The following is a 19052-nucleotide window of genomic DNA, read 5'->3' as shown; positions in this document are numbered from 1 at the left end:
ACGAGTCCTGCGCGGCGCGATACACATGTCCTCGTGAACTCCGGTTTCACCGCGACCACGACGACCACCACCCGCAGCGGCGGGATTGGTCTCGTGTGCGTGCGGTGAACTGACGAACACACGAAACCAAGCCCCGCCGGAAATCCGGACGGGGCACGTCGCATCGAGCGCTCCGTCTGGCCGGCATCGCCGACGGAGACTGACATGCTCGACGAAGACGATCATCGTTCTCTAGGCCAGCGCCTCGACCTGTTCCACTTCCAGGAGGAGGCGCCCGGCATGGTGTTCTGGCACGCGCGCGGCTTCGCGCTCTATCGCCTCCTGGAGGAGGCGATCCGGCGCCAGATGATGCGCGACAGCTATCGAGAGGTCCGCACGCCGCTGATCCTGCGCCAGGCGATCTGGAAGGCCAGCGGTCACTGGGACAATTTCTCCTCGAACATGTTTCGGCTGTCCGAGGAGGATCACGCCGCGGCCATCAAGCCCGTGAACTGCCCGGGTCACATGCAGATCGTGGCGCGCATGGCGCCGTCGTACCGGGATCTTCCGCTCCGGATCGGCGAGTTCGGGATGGTGCACAGGGACGAGCCGAGCGGCACGCTCCACGGCCTCTTCCGCCTGCGGCAGTTCACTCAGGACGACGGCCACATCTTCTGTGTCGAGGAGCAGATCGAGGCAGAGGTCGCGCGCTTCGCGAGCGCGCTCCGCGACTTCTATGCTGGCTTCGGCTTCGACGACATGGTGGTTGGCTTCTCGACGCGCCCCGCCGAGCGCTCCGGGAGCGACGAAGTGTGGGACCGGGCGGAGGCGGCGCTGTCGGCCGCCGCGAGGAGCGCGGGGCTCGAGTACCGGCTGCAGCCCGGGGAGGGGGCCTTCTACGGGCCCAAGCTCGAGTTCGTGCTGCGCGACCGGCTCGGGCGGAGCTGGCAGTGCGGGACGATCCAGCTCGATCTCGTGCTGCCGGAGCGCTTCGACATCACCTATGTCGACGCGTCGGGCGCGCGCCGGCGACCAGCCCTCCTGCACCGGGCGCTGCTCGGCAGCCTGGAGCGCTTCCTGGGCATCCTGCTCGAGCATTACCGGGGCGCGCTCCCGCTCTGGCTATCTCCCGAGCAGGTCGTCGTCGTGCCGGTGACAGACGCGCAGCGCGCCTATGCCGAGGAGGTCCTGAAGCGGCTCCAGCAGAAGGGGGTGCGCGCGATCCTCGACGCGGGCGACGACTCGCTGTCGCGGAAGATCGCCGTCGCGCACGCGTCCGCGATCCCCCTCGTCGCGGTGGTCGGCAAGCGCGAGGCCGAGCGCCGCTCCGTGGCGCTCCGGGAGCGCGAGGGGGGGCAGCAGCGCGAGCTCCCGCTCGACGAGGCGGTCGTCGAGGTCGTGCGGCGGAGCGAGCTGCAGTCCTGAACGAGCGCGCGCCGGCGATCTTCCGGAACCGGACGCCGGCGCGCGTGTCGTACCGATCCCCGGCGCCCTCGCGCGTCAGGCCCGGGGACAGGACGACAACCCTCGCTTCACCCGCGGAGCCACACGATGGGAAATCTGCCGCCCGGGCCGACGTCATTCAGCCTCGTGGACTACCTCCGATCCGGATTCATCTCCCCCGAGCCCATGTTCAGGCGTTATGCCGCCGCGTATGGCCCCACGTTTCGCGTGAAGTCGACGAGCGGCATGCTCACCATCACGGGCGATCCCGAGGCGATCCGCGCGATCTACACGGCCGACCCCGACGGATTCGATGTCTGGGGCGCCCAGCTGACCGAGCCGGTGTTCGGGACGTCATCGGTCGTGGTGACGACGGGCGCCCGCCACCGGCGCGACCGGAAGCTGCTCGGGCCGCCGTTCAGCGCCGGGGCGATGCGCGCCTATGGCAAGGCGATCGCGGACATCAGCCTGGACGTCGCGTCGCGGTGGCGGCCGGGCCGCTCGTTCTCGATGCTCGCGGCGACCCAGGCGATCGCGCTCGACGTGATCGTCCGCGTCGTCTTCGGCGTGAAGGGGGAGGCGCGCGTCGGCAGGGCCCGCGAGGCCGTGCTCGAGCTGATCGAGTCGCTGAGCCCGAGCTTCATCATCCTCCCCGCGCTCCGCCGCGAGTTCGCCGGCTTCGGCCCCTACGCGCGCAACCGGCGCGCGGCCAGGGCGCTCGAAGCGTTGCTCCTCGACGAGATCCGGACGCGGCGGACGGCGGGCGACGCCTCGCAGGACATCCTCGGTCTCATGATGAGCGCTCGCCACGACGACGGCGTGGGCATGAGCGACGCCGAGATCGCGGATCAGCTCCGCGCGCTCCTGTTCGCGGGCCACGAGACGACCGCGATGTCGCTCGGCTGGGCGATGTACTGGCTGCACCGCGAGCCGGCCGTGCTCGCGCGCCTGCTCGACGAGATCGACGCGCTCGGCCCGGCGCCCGGGCCGGACGCGCTGGCGTCGCTCCCCTACCTGGAGGCGGTGTGTCTGGAGGCGCTCCGCATCCACCCGCCGGTGGTGGACGTCGCTCGCGTCGTGAAGAGGCCATTCCAGCTGAACGGCCACACCGTCCCGGCCGGCGAGGCGGTCGCGGCCTCTCCGCTGCTCCTGCACGGCCGCGAGGACCTCTATCCGTCGCCCGAGCGATTCCGCCCTTCACGCTTCCTCGAGCGGAAGTTCTCTCCGTTCGAGTTCATCGCCTTCGGCGGCGGCGCCCGCCGGTGCCTGGGCGCTGCGTTCGCGATGTACGAGATGAAGGTCGTGCTCGGCACGATCCTCGGAAAGTACCGGCTGCGGCTGGAGAGCCAGGCGCCCGTCCAGCACGCGCGACGGGGGCTCACCATGGGGCCGAGCGGGCGAGTGGCGATGATCATGGAAGGAGAGCGGGAAAGGCGCGCGGCGGAGGGCACGGACACCGCGGTCCAGGGCAGCCAGGCGGAGCCGGCGCTCGGGGACGTCACCGCGCCGCCGGCGGCGCGGTGCCCCATGGGCTTCTCCTGAGCGCCGCTCGCCGGCCTCACCGGCTCGATGCGGAGATGGCAGCACCACCAGCCACCGCATCACCCCGCAACCAGCGCTCCGTCCTGCTGCGCCGCTCCAGGAGGAGCGGCAAGCCGTCCCGCGGCACGAGCGGCCGCCGGCCGCCGACGCCCGCCTCGTACCCGGCGGGCAGCTCGAAACGGAACTCCCGCACGAGCGCGGCCAGCATCAGCTTCATTTGCAGGATGGCTGTCCGCTCGCCGATGCACTTCCGGATCCCGAGCCCGAACGGCAGGAACGCCGCCGACGGGCGATCCTCGTGCCATGGTGAGCCCGCCAGGAAGCGCTCCGGCAGGAACGCCTCCGGACGCTTCCAGTAGCGCGGGAGCCGCTGCATGACATAAGGGCTCACGAGCACCTCGTTGCCGGTGGTCACCGCGTGCGGCCCATGGCGGAACTCCCTCCGCGCCTCGCGCGCCAGCACCCATACCGGCGGGTGCAGCCGCAGCGTCTCCAGCACCACCGCGGAGAGCAGCGAGGCGCGCTCCACCTCGGCGCCGTGCGCGCCGGTCGCGTCGAGCTCCTCCTCGAGGCTGCTCCGCACCTCCGGGCGCTGAGCGAGCTCGTAAAGCGCCCAGGCCGAGGCCGCGGCCGTCGGCACGTGCGTCACCAGCATCATCACGATCTCGTCGATCATGGCCTGCTCGTCCATCTGCCCGGCGTCCACGGCGCGCACGAGCGGGTCGAGCAGATCGGGGGTACCGGGGCTCCCGGCGGCGCGGCGGTGCTCCGCCGCCTCCCTGATCGACGCCGCCAGCGCCTCTCTCGCCTGGTCGTAGGCCGCCTCGTCGTCTGCGGCGTGCCCGAGCCACGCCTCCACGCGCGGCAGCTCGGCCGCGATGTGCTCCACGACCCGCTCTCCCGCGTCGCCGAGGAGCAGCATCGACGCGCTCCGCAGGGCGACGTCCTCGAGCACCGGCAGCGCCGCGCGCGCCTCGCCGGTGCGCAGCCGCCCGAGCGCCTCGCGCACGACGCGCGCGGCGCCCTCGGCGCGCGCGAGGACCGCCTCCCGCTGGAACGCCGGCGCGAGCGCCCTCCGGCGCTCGAGGTGCTCGCTCCCCTCGAGGCGGGCGACGCTCCGCGGATACGCGTCCTGCATCCGGTGCGGCGGTGTCTTGTCGGTGAAGCCTTCCCGGTCCGAGAACACCTTCTGGATCGCGGTCGGATCCGAGACGGCAAAGTACTGCTGCAGCCCCAGACGGAACCGGAAGAAATCGCCGTACGCCAGCGTGCCATCGAGCAGGAATGCGAGGGGATCCGCGCGGAATTCCGGCCAGGAGCCGTGCAGCGGGTGCCCTTTCGGACCGGGGGATGAGCTCATGGAAAGTCCTCTTGAGAGCGCTCAACGTGGTTTGCACGCAAGGGGGTGAGATCGCGAGCACGGCGCCGCCGGCCGCGCCACGGCGGCGGGGTCGCTGTCCGGACCGCGCGCTCTCGAGGGAGCGGACGCCGGCGGCCCGACCCGAGGCTCGCCTCGGAGGTCGGGTCGGACCGATAGCGCTTCCACGCTCGAGGGCGCGCGCGGTTTGTTCAGGCAGTCATCGGGAGGCCGGCGTCCGAGGGCGCGCGGAGGCTCAGGTAGACCGCCGCGTGGCTGAGATCCGAGGGCGCGCGGAGGCTCAGGTAGACCGCCGCGTGGCTGAGATCCGAGGGCGCGCGGAGGCTCAGGTAGATCACCGGATACCCGAAGTCGTCGGCCGAGGCGCCGGGCTCGGCGCGCACGTGCTCCTCATAGGCCCTCGCGAGCTCCTGCGCGGTGCACGCACACCCCGCCTCGGCGGCGATCGCGAGGATGCGCGCCATGTCCCCGTCGGCCTCCGCCATCTTCTCGGCGAGGCGCTCGTCCACCTCGACCCGCGCCAGGAACGCGCGCGCGTCGCTCCTGTTCACGTCTCCTGCCCTCGTTCCCTGATCCATGCGAGAGAAACCGGTCGTCGCGAGCTGTTCGTTCATGGTGATGAGTCCTCCTTCGGGCCGCCCGAGGTCACGGGGCGGCGGCGGCGGCGCGCCGCGCGCCGTCCGTCGTCACTCCTCTTCACGTCAGAGCAGGTCCCGCGCCAGCGCCGCGGGCGCGCGAGATGGCCGAGAACCGGCGCGTTCGCGACGTCGGTTGCGCGCGCGGTTGAGCGCGTGATTGCGCGAGTCGCGCGTGGTTGCGCGAGATCCCGCGCAACCCGCGCGACCGCTCTCCCTGGACCGGCCGCGCGGGGCGCGGTACTTCCGGCGCATGCTCACCGACAAGGGAAGAGGATGAAGACCGAGAAAGAAAAGATGCTGGCGGGCGAGCTGTACGACTTCCGCGACCCCCAGCTGACCGCCGAGCGCCGCCGCGCGCGCGACCTGTGTCAGGCGCTGAACGCCACCCGCGACGAGCAGCAGGACGAGCGTGCCCGCCTGATCCAGGAGCTGTTCGGCGCGCCGGTCGTCGCCTGGATCGAGCCGCCTTTCTACTGCGATTATGGCACCAACATCTCGCTGGGCGAGCGGGTGTTCTTCAACTTCAACTGCGTGGTCCTGGACGTCGGCCCGGTGCGCATCGGCGACAACGTCCTGTTCGGCCCGGCGGTGCAGATCTACACGGTGAACCACCCGATGTCCGCCGCCGAGCGGCGCACCGGGGTGGAGTTCTCGCGCCCCGTGGAGATCGGCTCCGACGTGTGGATCGGCGGCGGCGCGATCCTCTGCCCCGGCGTGCGCATCGGCGCCGGCACGGTGATCGGCGCCGGCAGCGTGGTCACCCGGGACATCCCGGCCAACGTGTTCGCCGCCGGCAACCCGTGCCGGGTGGTGCGCCAGCTCCTCGAGCCACAGGGGGCATGAGGCGAGTCCGGCGCCGGGCTCGCTCGCCGCGACGTGCCGGTGATCTTCGCGCCCACGTCCTTCGAGCAGCCGCCGACCCGCGCGGCGTCCGTCAGCTCGCCTCACCCGTGAGCCGGCACGCGCGGATGGCCCACGATCGGCCAGGCCAGCGCGCGGCCGTCAACTGCAGCCGTCAACCCGTGTCAAGCGCCGGTTGACAGCTCTCCTGGGCGCCCATCCGGCGAGCGTCCCCGAGATCGCTCCCATCAAGACCGACAGGATGCCTCACCGGCCGGTCCGTCGCGCGGCGCTGGATCGCCGTGTGCATGGAACCGATCAGCGCTCGATTTCACGAGCTGCGGACGAGGCGCTTTGCTTGAGAGGGAACTCGTGAGCATCCATCATTTCAAATCTCAGCTTGATGTCGCAACGAGGAGGTCGACGCTGCGCGCAGCAGCGATGGCGCTCGGATGCGTGACGCTCCTCGCCGCCTGCGGCCAGAGCGCGACGGACGACGGCACGGAGCCCGACCCTGGAGGCGTCGCCGCTCCGGACGGCTCCTCCTCGTCGAGCGGCAGTCCCGACAGCGGATCTTCCTCGGGCGGCGGCTCGGGCACGTCGTCCGGCATCGGCACCTCGTCAGGCGGCGGCTCGGGCGCGTCGTCCACGGGCGGCGGCCCGGGCGCGTCGTCCACGGGCGGCGGCCCGGGCGCCTCGTCCACGGGCGGCGGCCCGGGCACGTCCTCCACGGGCGGCGGCTCGAATGGAGACCCCACCCTGGTGGGCTTCGCGGCCCACAGCGCCGATGGCCTGGACACCACGACGGGCGGCGCCGGTGGCGAGGTCGTGACCGTGACTTCCTATGCGGAGCTGGCCGCCGCCGTGGCCGATCACACCCCGAGGGTGATCCGGATCTCGGGCACCATCGCCGGCCCCGGGGGCGTGGAGATGCTGGACGTGGGCTCCAACAAGACCCTCATCGGCCTGGGCGCGAGCGCGACGATCGACGGCTTCGGTCTCGACGTCAACGGCTGGACGCCGGACCTTGTCGCTGCTCACGGCGTCACGTGCGATCCCGACAAGGCATCGCTCTTCACGCCCATCTCCAACGTCGTCATCCGCAACCTGACGTTCATCAACTCGACGGACGACTCGATCAACGTGCAGTGCTACTCGCACCACGTGTGGGTGGACCACAACACGTTTTACAAGAGCTACGACGGCTCCGTCGACGTCAAGCGCGGGTCGGACTGGGTGACGGTCTCGTGGAACCACTTCGTGGAGACGGACAAGACCATGTTGCTGGGCCACGATGACAGCAACGGCCCGCAGGACACCGGGCGCCTGCACGTCACCTACCATCACAACTGGTTCGACCACACCATCCAGCGCAACCCACGCGTGCGGTTCGGCCAGGCGCACGTCTTCAACAACTTCGCGAACGAGATCAACGACTACTTCATCGGCCTCGGCACGGGCGCCTCCGTGCACGCGGACGGCAACTACGTTGATGTCGTCAAGCGCACCTCGAAGGACTACGGCGGGACGGATCTGACATGGACAGACACCAACCTCGTGGGCGAGACGCTGCACGGCGGCGTCGAGAACGGGAGAGGGTTCGACCCGGGGACGTACTACGCAACCACCCCTGATCCGGCGGCCGACATCCCGGCTGTGGTCATGAGCCACGCTGGCGCAGGGAAGCTGACCGGGATGGAGTAGCCGCCTCCCCGTCACCTGGTGGCCGGCGGAGCCGACCTTGTCAGGGCGCGCCGGCCTGGGCCATCCCCGCGCCCAGAACATGTCCCCGAGCGGCAGCGCGACCGTCGCGCCCGCCTCGAGCGCGCGCTCCCAGGTCGCGCCGACGTCGGGCAGATCGAGGTGGGTCGTCACCGCGGAGCCGCCGCGCGCCTTCGGCGTGCGGCTCACCCCGCCGCGCATCTCGCCGACGCTGCGGCGGGCTCATCGGCCTCGGCCCGCTCCCCGGTCCGCGACGGAGGCCTGGCCGGCTTGTGATCCGGGCGAGCGGCTCCAGGATGTCCTTCCAGACCCACGGCGCGAGGAGGCGCGAGGAGAGCCATGCTGCAAAAACCTATCGAAGGTGGTGCGTGTTTCTTGTGCGAGGCCAGCTCGGCGCGCTGGAACGACCCGGCGGCCGCCGGGGATCCGGCCCAGGCTGGCCACGAGACGGCGGGCCTCGCGAGGCGGCTCGACGAGCTGAGGAGCGGGAAGTGCACCCCCGAGGGCCTCCGGTCCCACCTCCTGGAGATGTGCGCGATGTGTCAGAAGGTGCTGATGGACGTGGGCGACGGCGCGACCAAGGAGGAGGTCATCTCCCGGCTCGAGTACCGCGTCGCCCGCCTCCGGGACGTGGCGCAGGCGGAGGGCGGGGCCGCGCCCTGAGGGCGCTGGCGTCGCCGGCGGCGCCGGTCGGGCCGCGCGCCGGCGCGAGGCGGCTCAGAAGCTCACCTGGAGCGTGCTCTTCAGCGTCGCGTCGAGCGGGAGGACGCCCGCCGGCGGCGCGGCGTCGTAGGCCGAGCTGAACGACAGCTTGAGCGAGAGGTGCTTCGTCGCCGCGGCGAGGATCGATGTCTCGCTGAGCACGCGCACGTCCCCGGCGCGGCCGAGCCGCGGCTGGAGGTAGAAGGTGTTGCCGAGCTTGAGGTGGGGCGTGACCGAGGACGAGAGCACGAGATACGCCGACAGCCGCGCGTCGGTCACGCGCTCGCCCGCGTCCGGCTCCGGGCCCGCCGCGAGCCGCTCGTGCTCGAGCAGGAGCGCCACGCTGACGGCGGCCTCGAAGCCCTCGATGGGCGCGACCCGGAGCCGCGGCCCGGCGCCGGCGAGCGCCCGCAGCGCGAGCCGCCGGAAGTCGTCCCGGTCGTGCTGGACGAACACCTCGCCCTCGAGCGGCCCCGTGATCGCGAGCCGGTAGCGGAGGTGCTCGAGGTCCTTGTTCACGATCGGGTCGCCGTTCTCCTCGGAGAACTCGGCGCGCGTCATGAGGAAGGCCTGGTGACGCCCGGCGCGGTATCCCGCGATGGCGCTGCCGGAGAGCGCGACGAGCCGCGTGTTGCCGGTCCGGACGTCGGCCGAGCCCTCGACGGCGATGGCGAACCCGTCCTTGCCCCCGTTCGCCGCGATCAGCGGGTGGACATTGACGATCTGGGCGCCGGCCGAGGAGGCGAGGAGCGCGAGCGAGAGGGCGAGCAGCGAGCAAGCGAGGCGATAAGGACGGATCACGGCCTTCCGCTTTAGGCGATCGCGCGGCGCGCGGCGAGCGCGCGGGAGCGGGCGGGCGGCTCCGGGGAAATTCGCGTGCGAGGAGGTCGGATCACCCTCTACGCTGGGCGCCTCCTCGAACCGCGAAGGTTGCCATGAGCGATGACATCGTCGAGCTGACCACGAAGCACACGTACGGCACCTGGCGCGCCCAGCGCGGCTGGAAGCCGATCCACGTCACGCGCGCGGAGGGGTGCGCCTTCTGGGACGCGTCCGGCAAGCGCTACCTGGACCTGTCCTCCCAGCTCATCTGCTCGAACCTCGGCCACCAGAACGAGGCCGTGATCGAGGCCATCTGCGCGCAGGCGAGGCAGCTCGCCTACATCAGCCCGGCGCACACGTGCGAGGTGCGGGCCAGGGCGGCGCAGAAGCTCCTCGAGGTGATGCCGAAGGGGCTCGACAAGTTCTTCTTCGCGACGTCGGGCACGGAGGCGAACGAGGCGGCGTTCAAGATGGCGCGGCTCTACACGGGCAAGCACAAGATCATCGCGCGCTACACGTCGTACCACGGCTCGACGGCGGGCTCGGTCGCGGCGACCGGGGACTTCCGCCGCTGGTTCATCGAGCCGACGGGCAAGATCCCGGGCGTCGTGTTCGGCCCGGAGGTGAACTGCTACCGCTGTCCGCTCGGCCGGAGCTACCCCGAGTGCGGCGTCGCGTGCGCCGACTACCTGGCCTACATGATCGACCACGAGGAGAACGTGGCGGCGGTGCTCGTCGAGCCGATCGTGGGCACGAACGGCGTCCTCATCCCGCCGGCCGAGTACCTGCCGAGGATCGCGGAGGTCGCGCGGAAGCGCGGCGTGCTCCTCATCGCGGACGAGGTGATGAGCGGCTGGGGCAGGACCGGAAAGTGGTTTGCCGTCGATCACTGGGGCGTGGTGCCGGATATCCTGACGACCGCGAAGGGCGTGACGAACGCGGCCGCGCCGCTCGGGGTCGTGGCGACCTCCCGCGCGATCGCGGACTACTTCGATGACAACATGTTCGCTCACGGCCACACCTACGAGGCCCACCCGCTCACGCTGGCCCCGGTGATCGCCGCGATCGACGAGTATCGCCGGCTGGACCTCCTGAACCGCTCGACGAAGATGGGTGAGATCGTGGGCGAGAGGCTCCGCGCCCTGAAGGAGAAGCACCCCTCGATCGGCGACGTGCGCGGGCTCGGCCTGTTCTGGGCGGTGGAGCTCGTGAAGGACCGCGCGACGAAGGAGCCGTTCAACGTCCCGCAGGACAAGGCGGCCCGGCGGCCGCTGGTGGTCGACGCGGTGGTCGCCGAGGCGGCGAAGCGCGGGGTGTCCATCATGGGGTGGGTGAGCCACCTGATCGTGGCGCCGCCGCTCATCGTCAGCGAGGCGGAGATCGACGAGGGCATCGCGGCGCTCGACGCGGCGCTCGACGTGGCGGATCAGAAGCTCGCGGCCTGAGGCGCTCCGCGGGCGAGGCGGCCTCTGGCAGGCTGTCCGACCGGCCTCTGGTCGTCGCGAGCGCGCCGGGCAGGGGCGCGCGCGCGCCGTGCTATGCTCGCGAGCATGACGGCACGCACGAACGGCTTGCAGCCCCGTCCGCCCCGGGACACGGGGCCGATCGAGCTGCGGGACTTCGGCCCGACCGGCCGCCGGCTGGGCACGGAGGCCGACTGTTACGACGGCAGCCCGTGGGAGCTGCACCGCGGGGAGCTGATAGAGCAGATGGGGAGCAAGGATATCCACGGCATCGTGATGGCCCTGCTCGCCGCCCTCTTCCGCACGCACGCGCGCGAGGGGTTCACGGTGATGACGGACGTCTACTGCGACCTCAGCGACCCCGGGGGGCCGTCGCTCCGGGCGCCGGACGTGGTGGTCGTGGGCGATCTCTCGTCGCCGCGGAACGACGCATACCGCGGCACCCCGGTGCTGGCCGTCGAGATCCGGGGGACGCAGTCGAGGCGTTACCTCGAGGAGAAGGTGAAGCTCTACCTGGAGCACGAGTGGCCCTGGGTGTGGATCGCGCACGCGGAGCGGCGAGAGCTCGAGGTCGTGCGGCCGGGGACGGCGTCGATCACCTACCGGCCGGGCGCGGACGTGCCGCTCCTGCCGGAGCTGGGCAAGCACGGCCTCGGCGCCGTGCCCGTCGCGGCGCTGTTCGAGGAGCGCGACGCATCGCGGTTCACGGACGAGTGGGTGCAGGCGCGCACCCAGGCACGCGCGATCCTCGCGGTGCTCTCGGCCCGGGGGATCGCGGTGCCCGAGGCGGTGCAGGCGCGGGTGCTCGCGTGCGAGGAGCCGGCGGCGCTCGAGCGGTGGCTGACCAGCGCGGCGACGGCGGCGAGCGGGGCGGCGTTCGCAGCGGCGGTCGACCGAGGCTGATCCGGCGGCCGCCGCTCCCCGGCGGCGGGCCGCGTCTTCCCCGGCGGCGGGCCGCGTCTTCCCCGGCGGCGGGCCGCGTCTTCCCCGGCGGCGGGCCGCGTCTTCCCCGGCGGCGGGCCCGCGTCCTCCTGGCTCGCTCCGGGACGCCGCGCCCCCCGTCACCGCGGCGGCGGCGCCGAGCTGCGGGCGCACTCGGCGGCGCGCCCGAGGAGCAGCTCGCGCTCGCGCGCGTTGCGCGTGAGCGACGCCGCGCGCTCGAACTCGGCGCGGGCCTCGCCGAGGCGGCCGAGCTTCGCGAGCAGGTCGCCGCGCACGCTCGGCAAGAGGTGGTAGTTCTCGAGCGAGCGCTCCGAGCTCAGCGCGTCGACGACGGCGAGGCCCGCGGCCGGGCCGAACGCCATCGACAGCGCGACGGCGCGGTTCAGCTCGACGACCGGCGACGGCGCGACCCGCGCGAGCGCCGCGTAGAGCGCCGCGATGCGCGCCCAGTCCGTCTCCTCCGCGGTGCGCGCGCGCGCGTGGCAGGCGGCGATCGCGGCCTGGAGCGCGTACGGGCCGAGCGCGCCGCCGAGCGCCCCGGCGCGCTCGAGCGCCGCGAGGCCGCGGCGGATCAGGAGGTGATCCCAGCGCGCGCGGTTCTGCTCCAGGAGCAGGATCGGCTCTCCCGACGGGCCGACCCGCGCCCTGGAGCGCGAGGCCTGGATCTCCATGAGCGCGACGAGGCCGTGGACCTCCGGCTCCTTCGGGACGAGCTCGGCCAGGATGCGGCCGAGGCGGAGCGCGTCCTCGCAGAGCGCGGGCCGCATCCAGTCGTCGCCGGCGGTCGCCGAGTAGCCCTCGTTGAAGACGAGGTAGATGACCTGGAGCACCGACGACAGGCGGGGCGCGAGCTCCTCCCCGCGGGGGACCTCGAAGGGGACGCGCGCCTCGGCGAGGGCGCGCTTGGCGCGGACGATGCGCTGGGCGACGGTCGGCTCCGGGACGAGGAACGCGCGCGCGATCTCCTCGGTCGTCAGGCCGCCGAGCAGGCGGAGCGTGAGCGCCACCTGCGCCTCGGTCGAGAGGACCGGGTGGCACGCCGTGAACACGAGGCGCAGGAGGTCGTCGCCGACGTCGTCGTCGAGCGCGGCGTCCAGATCCGGCGCGGCCCGCGCGCGCTGGGCCTCGATCTCGTGGCCGAGCTCCTCGTGCTTGCGCTCGAGCCGCTTGTTCCGGCGGAGCTCGTCGATCGCGCGGCGCTTCGCGGTGGCCATGAGCCAGGCGCCCGGGTTGTCCGGGACCCCCGACTCCGGCCACCGTTCGAGCGCGGTGACGAGCGCGTCCTGCGCGAGCTCCTCGGCGAGGCCGACGTCGCGCACCATCCGCGCGAGCCCGGCGATGAGCCGGGCCGACTCGATCCGGAAGACCGCGTGGATCGCGCGGTGCACATCGGGGGCCGTCACGGCCGCCGATCAGAGCACCTTCCTCCGCCGGCGCAAGCCCCGTCCGCCGGGGCAGGGGCCCTCCGCCGGCGCGAGCCCCGGGCGCGCCGCGGCTACTGCTTTCCGGACGACTCCGCGCGCAGGCGCTCCTCGGTCTGCGCGCGCAGGCGGTCCTCCTGCTCCCTGAGCTCGGGCGTGAGCGCGGGGCCGAAGTCGTCCGCCGTGAACACCTGGCGGATCTCGATCTCGGACTCCTCGAGCATCGGGTTGGGACAGCGCTTCACCCACTCGATGGCCTCTTCCTTCGACTTCACGTCCCAGATCCAGAAGCCGGCGATCAGCTCCTTGGTCTCGGCGAAGGGCCCGTCGATCACGGTTCGTTTGTCGCCCGAGAACCTGACGCGCGCGCCCTTCGCGCTCGGGTGGAGCCCCTCGCCCGCGACAAGCACGCCGGCCTTGACCAGCTCCTCGTTGAACTTCCCCATCTCGGTGAGGAGCTTCTCGTCCGGAATGGCGCCCGCTTCGCTGTCCTTGGTGGCCTTGATCAGGATCATGAATCGCATGGTCGTGTCTCCTTGCTTCCGGGTTGGGGCTGGGCCTCCGGGGAGGCTCCGGCGGGGGTTGAACCCTGGCTTCATCGTCACGACGAACGGGGGTCGGCGGGATCGACACGCCGGGCGATCTTTTTGTATGACGTCTCTAAGTGGCCGAAATGTATGATGAATTCTGCTGTTTGCCCGCCCGCTGCGCCGGGCGAGGAGCTCAGAAGCGGCTGCGCAGCAGCGCGCCGCCGCCGCCGGGCAGGATCGCGGGCGTGAGGGCGACCGAGGTGCCCTGCTCCGGCGCGGTCAGGAGGAGCACCACGCCGACGCCGAGCCCGACGAGCCCGACGGCGCCGAGCACGGTGCTCGTGGTGGTGAGCGTCTGACCTCGTGACCTGAGGGACATGCCGTCATCGCTGCACCGCGAGGGGGTCGGACATTCCTCTTCGAGGTCGCCCTTCGTGCCGAGCGCGAGCCCGCCCGTGATGAGGCTCACGCCCACGGCCGCGGCGCCGACGCCGCCGATCGCGAACGCGAGCGTGCGCCGGCCGCTGGAGGGGGGCGTCGAGGGCGCGTCCCGGGGAGGCGAGGGGGCCTGCGCCGCGTCCGGCACGGGGGCCGGATGCGGCGTGGCGCCGGCCGGCACGGGTGCCGGAGGCGGCGTGGCGGCGGCCGGGGGCGGCTCGAGGCGGACGTCCTTGCGCACGCCCTCCGGGAGCGACTCGCGCGTCTCGGTCTGCCGGCCGTCTGCCCATCTCACGACGAGCACGTGGTCCCCGGGATCGACCGGGAGCTCGCTGCCGACGCTGGTCTGCGGCAGCGGGGCTCGATCGAGGAGCAGCTCCGCTGGCGCCGGCGCGCCCGGGGCGAGCTTGATGACCAGCCTGGGCAGGCGCGGCTCGAGCGACGTGAGCTCCTGCTTGGCGGTGGGGAGGCGGGGGTCGCCGGGCGCCAGCTGCGGCAGCAGCTCCTTGAGGTGCCGCCAGGCGCTCGCCACCTGGCCGATCTCCTTCTCGCACAGGGCGAGGTTGTACAGGGTGCCGCGCGCCGGATAGGTCTCCTGGCTCTTGCGGAAGAGCGGAATCGCACGGGGGCAGTCGTGCGCCTCCGCCAGCACGAGCCCCTGCTGGAAGAGCTCATAGGCCGCGTCCTTGGGGGCTTTGGGCTGCGCCGACGCCGGGTGGCTCATGGCGCAGAGGACAGCGAGCGACAGCGCGCAGCGCATCGCCGGAAGAACTCCTGTTCGCCTCAATCGAAAATCTCCCGATGGTTTCTGGGCGTCCTGGATGAGCTGGCCCCCGCTGGGGCCGACGGTCTTGCCGGGGCCGGCGTTGCGGCGCTTCCGGTCGACTTCACCTTCACCGGCGCTGGCGCCGTGGGGCGCGGCGCTGTCTTCGCCTCGGGGGCGGCGGAGGGGCTCGCGGAGGGCTCTGGGGTGGCCGCGGGCCCAGGGGGCGCGGTCTCCGTGGCGGCACCGGTGGGTATCACCGTCACCGCGCTGGCAGCGCCCGGGGACGCCGACGCGGGCTCGGGCGCCGCGGTCGAGACCAGCGGGGCGCTGGCGCTGCTGTCCGCGGGCGCGCTCGCGGTCAGCCGCCACGCGAGGGCGAACCCGGCCAGGACGAGCGCGCCCGCAGCGCCGGCGAGCAGCGCCACGCGGCTGCGCGGCACGCGGGCTCGCGTTGTGTTGCCCCAGGAAGCGTGGGGCAGCGTCCCGTGCGCCGTCCCCGCCGCGTCGCTCCCGTGCGCCGAGGTCATGTCCGGGCGAACCGGCATGGGGGCCGTCGTGTCCTCGGGCGCGCCGGGCGCCGCGTCCCACGAGGGCGAGGAGGTGCCGAGCGCGCCGCGCGCCCCGGAGGGAGCGCCCGCCACGGGCGGGTATCCGGCGCGGGCGGCGGGCTCGGGCAGGAGCCGGTCGATGCTCTCGAACGAGAGCCTCGCGCGCTGCGACCCGAAGGGCGAGAGCACGCGGCCGATCTCGGTCACGCTCTGGACGCGGGCGGCCGGGTCCTTCGTGAGGCACCTGCTCACGAGCGCCCCGACGGCCGGCGGCAGATCCGGCCGCAGGGCCATGATGGACACGGGCGTATCCATCATGATGGCCGCCGTGACCGCGGTGATGCTGTCGCCCTCGAACGGGTGTCGCCCCGTGAGCATGCGATACAGGATCACGCCGAGGGCCCAGATGTCCGTGCGCACATCCGCGTATTTCAGGCTGCGAATCTGCTCGGGCGACATGTAGTGGATGGAGCCCATGATGAGGCCTGTCGCCGTCAGGCTCGCTTCCTTCACGGAATCGCCGGTGGCGATGAACTTCGACAGGCCGAAGTCGAGGACCTTGAGGAGGGGAGTCCCGTCGGGGCGGCGGGTGAGGAACAGGTTCTTTGGCTTGAGGTCGCGGTGGATGATGCCGCGCGCGTGGGCCTCGGCGAGCGCCTCGCAGGCCTGGAGGAGGTAGTCGGCGGCCTCGACGAGCGGGAGGGGGCCGCGGGTCTGGAGCACGTGGCCGAGATCGTCGCCGGTCAGGTACTCCAGCACCATGTAGGCCGCGCCCGAGTCGAGCGTGCCGACGTCGATGACGCGCGCGATGTGCTGTCCGTCGAGCGCGGCGGCGGCGCGGGCCTCGCGGAGGAAGCGAGCGCCGGCGTCGGGGAGCGCGGCGGCCTCCGGGAGGAGGAACTTGACCGCGACGCGCCGCTCCAGGACGAGGTGCCAGGCCGCGAGCACCACGCCCATACCGCCGGCGCCGAGGACGCGCTCGATGCGGTACTTGCCCGCGAGGACGTCGCCGGGGACGGGGACGCCGGAGGGCACGGGGTGCTGCTGCTGCATGGTGGGAGGAGAGCGTAGCCGGGGGGTGGTGCGGAGTACAAGAGGCTGCAGCCGGCTGACAGGATGTCGTCAATCGTGCAGTCGCCTGCTTCGCTCCCGCCTCCGGGGCGGTTGAACAAGGCTCTCTGTGAGCCATGCAGGCCGAGCTGCGAACGCCGTCTCCCCCCGCCGGCGCGGTCAGCCTCGCCCCGCCTGGGCGGCGCCTCTGCCCCCTCTTACGGCTCGGCCCCGAGCCGCTCGGCGGCCTTCTTCTGCTGGAGCCTGTGCTTGATGGCCCCGAAGGCGAGCGGCGCCACCGAGACGAAGACGATCAGGTAGACGACCCGCTCGATCTGCTTCGCGTTGAAGATCTTGCCAAGGAAGTACCCGATAAAGGTCATCGACAAGACCCAGAGCACGCCGCCAACCACATTGAACATCGCGAAGCGCCGGTATGCCATCTGACCCACGCCCGCCACCACCGGCGCGAACGTCCGAGCGAACGGCATGAAGCGCGCCAGGATGATCGTCTTGCCGCCGTGCTTCTCGTAGAACTTCTGCGTCGCGATCAGGTGATCCTTGCGGAACAGCAGCGACTGCTCGCGCGAGAAGATCTTCGGCCCGGCGCGCCGCCCGATCGAGAAGCCCACCGCGTCGCCGATGATCGCCATCGTCATCAGCGTGACGTTCATCAGCAGCAGGTTCTCGAAGTTCGTCAGGTTGAGCGGGTTGATGAGCCCCGCGTTGACCAGCACCCCGGCGGTGACGAGCAGCGAGTCGCCCGGAAGGAAGAACCCGATGAGCAGCCCGGTCTCGGCAAAGATGATGATCATCAGGACCGGGTAGCCGCCCCACTTGAGGAGCTCCTCGAGCTCCCTCAGCTTGCTGAAAAATTCACGGAGGAGTTCCACGCCCGCTCGATAGCTCACCTCGGCGGCCGCGTCGAACCCCGCGTACGCCCCGCATCGACCCGCGCCGCCGCGGCGCGGCCAGCGCTCGGCAGCGCCGCCGCCGGCCGAGGGCACCCCCGTTCGATCGCCCCGCAGCCCAGCGCCGCGATCGCCCGGATCCCCGACGGCGAGCGCCCCGGCGCCTCGCGCGCGGCCCCCGGCGGTGCCCGCGCCCGCTGCTACCGCGCATACCGCGCCAGGTACTCCTTGAGGTGCAGCTTCCGCGCCGTGTTCTCGGACGACATGTAGCGCACCGTACCGAAGATCTCCCGCTCCGGGCCCCAGGCCCGATCGTAGCGGCCGAGCACCCAGAAGATGCCCGAATAAGAGTTCGGATCGCGGCCGTCGAGCGCATACCGGTTGTTCAGCTCGACCATCACCTCGAGCGCCTCGCGCGCGCTCGGCGACCACTCCAGGATCTTCTTGCCCCAGAGCATCCGCAGGTAATTGTGAATCCGCCCCTCGCGGAGGAGCTCGCCCTGCGACGCGTTCCAGATCCGGTCGTAGGTCGCGCCGGCCGCGAGCGCCTCGAGCGAATAGACGCGCGGGCGCCGGTCGCGCTCGTGCTTCTTCAGCGTCGCGAGCGCCCAGTCCGGGAGAGACTCGTATTCGGTCGGCTCGCGCTTCCAGGCGAGGCGCGGCCCGTCGCCCTCGCTCGCCCCCAGCGCGAAGGCGTTGAACCCGAGCTCCCGCCACGTGACGAGCTGCTCGACGAACGCCTCGGCCGAGGGGCTCATCCCCCAGAACCCCTCGCGGCTGCCGCTGGGCCGCTTGACGCCGTCGTCCGGCCGGCCGAGTCGATCGAGGCGGAGGCCCTCGCGCCGGGCGACCGCGGCGAAGACCTCGTGCGCCGCGAGGTGGCCGAAGTGCAGGTACGGCGACAGGCCGCTCGCCGCGCCGGCGTCGGGGTGATCGCGCTCGTCCAGGTAGCGCGGGAGCCGCTCCGAGACGAAGCGCGCGAGCTCCTTGCCGGCCGTCTCCGGGCCGCCGCGGCAGGGCGCCGGCGGGACCGCGTGATCGATGGGGAGCGCCGCGAGCGCGGCAGGGTCGCCCGCGAGCAGCGCCGGCGAGGCCGCGGGCCACCGCCGCGCGATCGCGCGGGGGAGGGGAGCCGCCGGCCGGAGCCGCGCCTTCTTCAGCGGATCAACCGCCGGGAGAGCGACGAGGTGATCGGCGATCACCCGCTGCCAGAAGATGCGGAAGGAGCGCGCGGTCGTGAACACGCGGTCGGCCGCGCGGACAGGCAAGAGGCCGTTCGAGTCGACCTGCTCCAGACGGACCGGCACCTGCCGCGCCGCCGAGGCGACCATCCGGGGGAGGAAGAAGCAGGGATAGTCGTCCGTCACCACCACGCACGCCCGCGCCGCGAGCGCGCCGAGCAGCCCCTTGCCGGCCCCCTCGGCCGGCTCGACGTAGGGGTGATACAGCACGTCCGCCGCCGCGAAGCGGCGCGCGTTGTCGGCCATGCCGTCGATCACGAAGCGATGGAGCCTGTCGCTCGCCCACCGGTAGCCGCACCGGAGCGCCTCCAGCACGACGAGCGGCCGATCGAGCTCCAGCGACCAGGCGATCGCGCGCTCCAGGGCGAAGTTGTGGCGTGTCCGGCGATTCGCGATCATCCAGTAAAGGACATGGTCGCCGGCCTCGCGGACGGGCATCGCGTTGCGGGTGCGGAGCCGAAGCTCGGGGACGCTGCTCGAGATCACGGTCGGGCGGTGCTCTAGCACAGCGCAGCCCGGCCCGCGCCGCCGCGCCTCCGCACGACCGGAAGACAGCGCACCTGATCACGAAGCTCAACGCGCTCACGATCACGGCGGCCGAGCAGCAGACGCACAACGACTACGCCAACATCGGGCCGTTCTCCGCGGACCCGGTAGAGCGCGATGGAGCGGCTCG

General features: G+C 72.2%; 16 protein-coding genes. 7 read left to right on the top strand and 9 right to left on the bottom strand.

From position 1 onward, the window contains the following. The first annotated feature begins 204 nt into the window (after positions 1 to 204). Together thrS and WME85_RS38660 are read left to right on the top strand one after the other, a co-directional pair. Positions 205 to 1404 (top strand): threonine--tRNA ligase, encoded by a 1200-nt coding sequence (thrS, locus tag WME85_RS38665; protein ID WP_437753273.1) that lies wholly within the window; start codon positions 205 to 207, stop codon positions 1402 to 1404. A 126-nt stretch (positions 1405 to 1530) separates the two neighbouring features. Next, on the top strand, positions 1531 to 2964 hold the full coding sequence (locus WME85_RS38660) for a cytochrome P450 (RefSeq protein ID WP_437828300.1): 1434 nt from the start codon (positions 1531 to 1533) through the stop codon (positions 2962 to 2964). A 16-nt stretch (positions 2965 to 2980) separates the two neighbouring features. Here WME85_RS38660 and WME85_RS38655 read toward each other — a convergent pair whose 3' ends face one another. After that, complete coding sequence (locus tag WME85_RS38655) at positions 2981 to 4324, bottom strand: cytochrome P450 (RefSeq protein ID WP_437828297.1); 1344 nt, start codon at positions 4322 to 4324, stop codon at positions 2981 to 2983. A 209-nt stretch (positions 4325 to 4533) separates the two neighbouring features. After that, complete coding sequence (locus tag WME85_RS38650; protein ID WP_437828295.1) at positions 4534 to 4956, bottom strand: Nif11-like leader peptide family RiPP precursor; 423 nt, start codon at positions 4954 to 4956, stop codon at positions 4534 to 4536. A 297-nt stretch (positions 4957 to 5253) separates the two neighbouring features. On the opposite strand from WME85_RS38650, the gene WME85_RS38645 reads away from it, so the two are divergent. The 3 genes from WME85_RS38645 (at position 5254) to WME85_RS38635 (ending at position 8205) form a co-directional block, all read left to right on the top strand. Then, positions 5254 to 5823, top strand: a complete 570-nt coding sequence (locus WME85_RS38645; RefSeq protein ID WP_437828292.1) for a sugar O-acetyltransferase — start codon at positions 5254 to 5256, stop codon at positions 5821 to 5823. A gap of 438 nt (positions 5824 to 6261) precedes the next feature. Next, positions 6262 to 7524, top strand: coding sequence for a pectate lyase family protein (locus WME85_RS38640; protein WP_437828289.1), 1263 nt, complete (start codon positions 6262 to 6264; stop codon positions 7522 to 7524). A gap of 357 nt (positions 7525 to 7881) precedes the next feature. Continuing rightward, complete coding sequence (locus WME85_RS38635) at positions 7882 to 8205, top strand: hypothetical protein (RefSeq protein ID WP_437828286.1); 324 nt, start codon at positions 7882 to 7884, stop codon at positions 8203 to 8205. Between the two features lie 54 nt (positions 8206 to 8259). Here WME85_RS38635 and WME85_RS38630 read toward each other — a convergent pair whose 3' ends face one another. Continuing rightward, positions 8260 to 9045, bottom strand: a complete 786-nt coding sequence (locus tag WME85_RS38630; RefSeq protein WP_437828284.1) for a DUF481 domain-containing protein — start codon at positions 9043 to 9045, stop codon at positions 8260 to 8262. Positions 9046 to 9179: 134 nt separating this feature from the next. On the opposite strand from WME85_RS38630, the gene WME85_RS38625 reads away from it, so the two are divergent. Both WME85_RS38625 and WME85_RS38620 read left to right on the top strand, forming a co-directional pair. Further along, positions 9180 to 10511 carry an aminotransferase family protein gene (locus tag WME85_RS38625; protein ID WP_437828282.1) on the top strand — a complete coding sequence of 444 codons (1332 nt, stop codon included), beginning with the start codon at positions 9180 to 9182 and terminating at the stop codon, positions 10509 to 10511. A gap of 105 nt (positions 10512 to 10616) precedes the next feature. Further along, entirely contained in the window at positions 10617 to 11432 is an 816-nt protein-coding gene (locus tag WME85_RS38620; protein WP_437828279.1) for a Uma2 family endonuclease, read from the top strand. Between the two features lie 158 nt (positions 11433 to 11590). Here WME85_RS38620 and WME85_RS38615 read toward each other — a convergent pair whose 3' ends face one another. The 6 genes from WME85_RS38615 to WME85_RS38590 form a co-directional block, all read right to left on the bottom strand. Then, positions 11591 to 12874 carry an RNA polymerase sigma factor gene (locus WME85_RS38615; RefSeq protein WP_437828277.1) on the bottom strand — a complete coding sequence of 428 codons (1284 nt, stop codon included), beginning with the start codon at positions 12872 to 12874 and terminating at the stop codon, positions 11591 to 11593. Between the two features lie 92 nt (positions 12875 to 12966). Beyond that, on the bottom strand, positions 12967 to 13416 hold the full coding sequence (locus WME85_RS38610) for a YciI family protein (protein WP_437828274.1): 450 nt from the start codon (positions 13414 to 13416) through the stop codon (positions 12967 to 12969). A gap of 199 nt (positions 13417 to 13615) precedes the next feature. Beyond that, positions 13616 to 14620 (bottom strand): tetratricopeptide repeat protein, encoded by a 1005-nt coding sequence (locus tag WME85_RS38605; RefSeq protein ID WP_437828272.1) that lies wholly within the window; start codon positions 14618 to 14620, stop codon positions 13616 to 13618. Between the two features lie 23 nt (positions 14621 to 14643). Then, positions 14644 to 16227: a protein kinase domain-containing protein gene (locus WME85_RS38600; protein ID WP_437828269.1), complete on the bottom strand. Its 1584-nt coding sequence runs from the start codon at positions 16225 to 16227 to the stop codon at positions 14644 to 14646. Positions 16228 to 16442: 215 nt separating this feature from the next. Then, positions 16443 to 17231 (bottom strand): VTT domain-containing protein, encoded by a 789-nt coding sequence (locus WME85_RS38595; RefSeq protein ID WP_437828267.1) that lies wholly within the window; start codon positions 17229 to 17231, stop codon positions 16443 to 16445. Between the two features lie 104 nt (positions 17232 to 17335). After that, the gene (locus WME85_RS38590; protein ID WP_437828264.1) at positions 17336 to 18862 is read right to left on the bottom strand and encodes a deoxyribodipyrimidine photolyase; all 1527 of its coding nucleotides are present in this window, start codon (positions 18860 to 18862) and stop codon (positions 17336 to 17338) included. Positions 18863 to 19052 lie beyond the last annotated feature (190 nt).

The sequence above is a fragment of the Sorangium sp. So ce1153 genome (assembly GCF_051521595.1).
GTDB lineage: Bacteria > Myxococcota_A > Polyangia > Polyangiales > Polyangiaceae > Sorangium.
This window is presented reverse-complemented; position numbering and strand designations above follow the sequence as displayed.